Genomic DNA, 4275 nt, shown 5'->3' with positions numbered 1-4275 from the left:
TTCGTGGATCTGGCTGCGCAGTCGGCGGCGGTGGGCGCGGCGGGCGGTGTCGATGTCTTTGAGGGAGATCGTCCGGCCGCTGTGTTCGGGGCTGATCGCAGTGCACAGATAGCGATCGTGGTGGAAGACCCGGATGGCGGTGATGTCGCGGGGGTCGTAGCGGATGGTGACCGGTTCACGCACGTACGCGGCCAGGACCGGGTCGAGATAGCGCAGGCCCTGGAAGTGGATCCCGTCGCGGTGCACGATCCGCCCGGTGGCGACCTGGACGAGCAGCAGATCCAGCGCTTCGATGTTCTCGGGCAGCTGTGGCAGCCAGCCGTCGGCGAGCCAGCGCCGGTGTGGGCTTTCGCCGGTCTCGCGGTGGGGTCGCTGGTGGTACTGCTCGATGATGAAGCCGCGCATCCGGTGGTCGAGGTCGGTCACCGACAAGGCCGGGGTGGTGACCGGTCGGCCGTGGTCGAGGTGACCGGGGAGTTCGGGCAGCAGTTCACTGGTGAGGGTGCCGAAGAAGCGTTCGATCTTGCCGCGGCCCTGGGGTCGGGCGACGGTCGAGTGGATGAGGGTGATCTTCAGGTCGGCGGCGACCTGGCGCAGGTGGTCGCTGATGAAGTCGCTGCCGTGATCGGCGTAGAGGATTTCGGGGATGCCGCACATCGGCCAACTCGGGTCGGCTTTGGTCCAAATCGCCTGCCGCAACGCCAGGGAGGTGCCCAAGGTGGACGGCGCGCCGAGAGTGATGCTGTAGCCGGGCACGGCGCGGGAGTGATCGTCGAGAACCACCGTCAGCCAGGGCCGCACCGCGGTGCCGGCCGGGTCGAGGACCAGCACATCGAGCAGGGTGTGGTCGATCTGCCACATCCGGTTCGGGGCGTCGGCGGTGCGCCGGTAGACCAGCTCGTAGCGGTCCCGCCACCCCGCGGTGCCGTCGTGGGCGAGGGTGAGCAGCTCGGGGTCGAGGCCGCGGACGATGGCGTAGACGGTGCTGTAGGACGTGACGGGCCACTTCTGGTGGTCGGCGACGGTGGATACCCGCCGGTGGATCGCGGCGATGCTCGGCGGTGGGCGGGTCAGGGCCAGCCCCTCGATCAACTGGACCAGTTCGGGGCGGGTGGTGCGGCCGGTCTGGCGAGGTGTGCGGGCGAGTCCGGACAGGCCGTGGGCCTGGTAGTGCGCGAGCCAGCGGCGGGCGGTGCGTTCCCCGATGCCGGCCTCACGGGCCACCCGCGCCAGGGGGACACCGCCGGTCAGGTGCGGTTCGAGCATCCGGTAGCGGCGCATCGCCTCGGTGCGTTGCGCCGGGGTCAACTCCACCGCGGCCATCATCGATCCTCTAGGCACCCACCCGATTGATGACTCGTCGGGCACCTGGGATCGACGCTACGCCCCGCCCCCATTCGGCGACAGCACCCGCCAAGTCCTACCGGGACCAAAGCCGGGCTCTCGGGGTGCGGGCGTCTGCACAATTCAGGCCAGGTGCAGTCAGTAATACCGGTATTGCTTGCATTACTTGTGCACATTGCTTCGGCGAGCACCCTCGTGCAGCTACGGCTACAGGCCTTCCAGCACGGAGAGCAGGTCGTCGAACAGGGCATCGGCGCGCTGTTCGATCTCGTCGAAGGTATCGGCGAGATCCCCAAGGTCCTGATGATCGCGGCGGCGAGCAGCGATCCCGCGTTCGTAGTAGTCCGGGTCGAGAACCACCTCGGGTTCGATCCCTGCCTCGTCGGTGTCCGGCGGGACCACCGGCAGGGTGGGGCGGTTGGGGGCGCGGCCGGATAGGTGAGCGCGTACCAGCGCCGAGATCGACTGGGCGGACATCGACTGTCCGTGGGGCAGGTGTCCCCAGCGGTCGATCGGACACACCAGCGGTTGGCGTCCCTGCTCGGCGGTGAGCGGATTGGCGAGAATGTCGACCGGGTCGGTGAGGTGATGGCGCAGCAGATGCGTGCCGGGATTCTCGTCGAGAAACGCCTGGATGTGCGCCCACCGCCGGTAGATCGCCACCCCAAGATGGTCCTCAGCATCGGGTGCGGGGGTGAGGCGTATGCGTTCCCCTGCCCGGGTGGTGACCTCGAGGGCCCCGTCGTCGATGCGGATGTCGCGGCGGCGCAGCCGGGCGATGTCGGCAAAGCTCAGGCCGGTGGCGGCGAGCACGAGCAGCAGCGCATCGCGGCGGCCGAACAGTCCACTGGGCCAGCCCTCGGTCGGCAACGCGGCGGCGGTGCGCAGCAGGATCGGTGCGAGTCGATCGGATCGCCGGCCGCGGGTGGTGTCGAGGTGGCGGCGCACCGTCTCGGTGCGCCCGGGCGGTGGGTAGCCGTGATCGGTGTGGACAGCATTGATTGCCGACAGCCGGCGCCGCTGCGTCGCGATCGCCGCGGGATGCTCGCGCACGAACACAGCCAACGTCTGCGGGGCGGCGGGGATCGGCCGCTGGTCGGCAGCGGCGCACCAGTCGGCGAACAGTGCCCAGTCGTGCCGATACCGCTCCGGGATCCGCAGCCCCGCCAGCGATATCGAGTGGCCGGTCAGAGGGGGTGTGGTGGTCACGGTGCTACAACCCCAAATTCGTGACCGCGTTGCCGATCAACGGGGCGTTCTCGCGGGCGTAGACCTCGAGCATCGCCGGAGTGGTATGCCCGGTCTGGCGCATGATCGCGTGCGCGGACGCCCCGTTGCGGAACGCTTGGGTAACGAACCCGGCCCGCAGCGAATGCCCACCGAGCTGTTGCACGAGCTCGGGGTCGTAGCCGGCCTGCTCGGCGCGGCGGCGGATCGCCTTGTGCACCGCCGCCCCCGACAAGGCGGTCTCGGAGAGATTGCCGTTTTTGCGGATCGACCGCAGCAACGGCGCATCGGAGGCGGTACGCGGACGCGGCCCCCGGCACACATGGGATTCGAAGGGTTCGGCGGTGCGCAGCAACCGGATCACCGCGGGACGCCCACCGCTGTCGTAGGCGGCGACGATTTGCGCCCACCGCATCCACGCACACGGCGGACAACTGAGATGACCATGGGTGAACGGCAGGGCGCGGATGGTGCCGCGGCCCTCCTGATCGGTCTTGGATTTGCGCAGGCGGATGTGCAGCCCGTCGAGCCGGTGTAGTGAGATGTCCCCGCAGGTCAGGCCGACGAGTTCGCTGCGGCGGAACGCCCCGGCGAAGCCGAGCAGCACGATCGCGGTGTCGCGGCGTTCGAGGACTTCATCGGCCCAGCCTGCACAGCTCGCCCGTGCCCGCTCGACGATGGTGAGGACATCGGCGGTCAGCAGCGGTGCCCGCGGGCTGCGGGGCCGGTCCCCGGCGGTGGCGTAGTCCCGGCGGATCCCGGACATTGTCCGGCGCACCAGGTCATCGCCGGTGGGACTGGCCTGTCCCGCCTCGCGGTGATGCGCGATCGCCGCGAGGTGATGCGCCAACGTGGCTGGCGCGTAGGCACGCGTGCCGTCCGGGGTGAGGGTGTCGGCGGCGGCCACCAGATAGGCGGCGACGGTCACCGGATGCGCCGGCAACACCTGATGTCCTTCGCTTCGGCACCAAGTGGTGAACTTCCGCCACGCCGAGGCGTAGGTGCGGCGGGTCCCGGCGGAGCGGGCCGAGGCCACCGAGGCGCCGATCCGTTCGAGGATCTGCGGCGCAAGATCGGGCAGGTCGAGGGAAGAACCGGCCCTGGATGTCTCCACGACCTCACCGGCGGGGATGTGCTCGCTGTCCACGAGCAGCGACGCTACCGAGGTGCGCCGACACAGATCGGGGATGGATCGAGTGCCGCATCCGCCGAGGGTGTCGGTGCCTGTTGTCATGATCATCTGGTCGGGGATGGCCGCACCACACGCAGAGCAAGGGGATGTTCCGTGACCTACCACCAAGTCCAGCTTCCGTTCAGCAACCTGCGCAATCCGCTCGGGATCGACGTGGACCGAGAGCGGAACACCTACGTCACCGATCAGGGCAGCCACAACGTCATCAAACTCAGCGCCACCGGTGAACAGACCGTCGTGCCGCTGCAGGGCCTGTCGATGCCGTGCGGGGTGAAGGTCACCGACGAGAGCAGCATCTACGTTGCCGATCAGGGCAACGACCGGGTCGTCGTCCTCGACCCCGACGGCAACCAGACCACCTTGGGGTTCGACGGACTGAACCATCCCTCCGGGGTCGATGTCGCTGCCGATGGAACCGTCTATGTCACCGACAGCAACAACAGTCGCGTTCTTGCGCTCCCCCCGGGCGGTGACCAGGTCGAACTGCCGTTCACCTTCGACGAGTTCGCGCA

Annotated in this window: 3 protein-coding genes and 1 pseudogene; 1 reads left to right on the top strand and 3 read right to left on the bottom strand. The window is 68.9% G+C overall.

The features are described 5' to 3' along the window. The 3 genes from I0Q12_RS18505 to I0Q12_RS18495 all read right to left on the bottom strand — a co-directional run. The coding region (locus tag I0Q12_RS18505) for a Mu transposase C-terminal domain-containing protein (RefSeq protein ID WP_197253355.1) at window positions 1-1323 on the bottom strand (1323 nt) is incomplete at its 3' end. Window positions 1324-1551: 228 nt separating this feature from the next. Next, a complete protein-coding gene (locus I0Q12_RS18500) occupies window positions 1552-2553 on the bottom strand; it encodes a hypothetical protein (protein WP_197253354.1) in 1002 nt (333 codons plus the stop codon). Window positions 2554-2557: 4 nt separating this feature from the next. Continuing rightward, a complete protein-coding gene (locus I0Q12_RS18495; protein ID WP_374068724.1) occupies window positions 2558-3718 on the bottom strand; it encodes a site-specific integrase in 1161 nt (386 codons plus the stop codon). A 138-nt stretch (window positions 3719-3856) separates the two neighbouring features. On the opposite strand from I0Q12_RS18495, the pseudogene I0Q12_RS18490 reads away from it, so the two are divergent. After that, window positions 3857-4275, top strand: a pseudogene (locus I0Q12_RS18490) (serine/threonine protein kinase); the annotation flags it as partial.

The organism is Rhodococcus sp. CX, from assembly GCF_015865005.1.
Classification (GTDB): domain Bacteria; phylum Actinomycetota; class Actinomycetes; order Mycobacteriales; family Mycobacteriaceae; genus Rhodococcus.
This window is presented reverse-complemented; position numbering and strand designations above follow the sequence as displayed.